Below are 496 nucleotides of genomic sequence, written 5' to 3' on the forward strand. Positions count from 1 at the left end.
GGCAATGCGGCGCGAGAAGCTCGGGTAGAAGGCTGCGCTGATTGCCGACATGCATGACAACGAGCACAGTTGCATGCAGGCCTTGCGGGAAAGCGGATAAGACCGTTCGCAGCGCGGCGAGGCCGCCGAGCGATGTACCGATAACGATGACGTGACGATGGCCTGTCGGCATGTAGTAGAGTGCCCATCTTTCGAAGTTTTTAAGACTGAAGGTCACGAGCGCTGTACGCGAGACGAGCGTACACCGGAAGCGCGCTCATAGTGTCGTACGTAAGACAATCATTTCGAACGGCGCGGCGCGAAGTTAAAGCCATCCAGGCGTCGTCCCGGAAAAATGCGTTTGCTTGGGGAAAGCCACAAATTCCGCTCGTCATGGTGACGGGCACCTGCGTTGCTCTTGAGATGGGACCAGAAATGGAGGCAGCGATGAATTTAGACATACTCCAGATTGCGCGCGAGTCGGGACTGGTAGTCCTACTCGACGGCAGAATCGGCC

Annotated in this window: 1 protein-coding gene; it reads right to left on the reverse strand. The window is 57.1% G+C overall.

The annotated features are described in order from the left end of the window. The coding region (locus QCE48_RS31735) for a chemotaxis protein CheB (RefSeq protein WP_309794505.1) at positions 1–217 on the reverse strand (217 nt) is incomplete at its 3' end. Positions 218–496: the final 279 nt, after the last annotated feature.

Origin of the sequence: Caballeronia sp. LZ024 (assembly GCF_031451455.1) — a bacterium.
In the GTDB taxonomy this organism is placed as follows: domain Bacteria; phylum Pseudomonadota; class Gammaproteobacteria; order Burkholderiales; family Burkholderiaceae; genus Caballeronia; species Caballeronia telluris.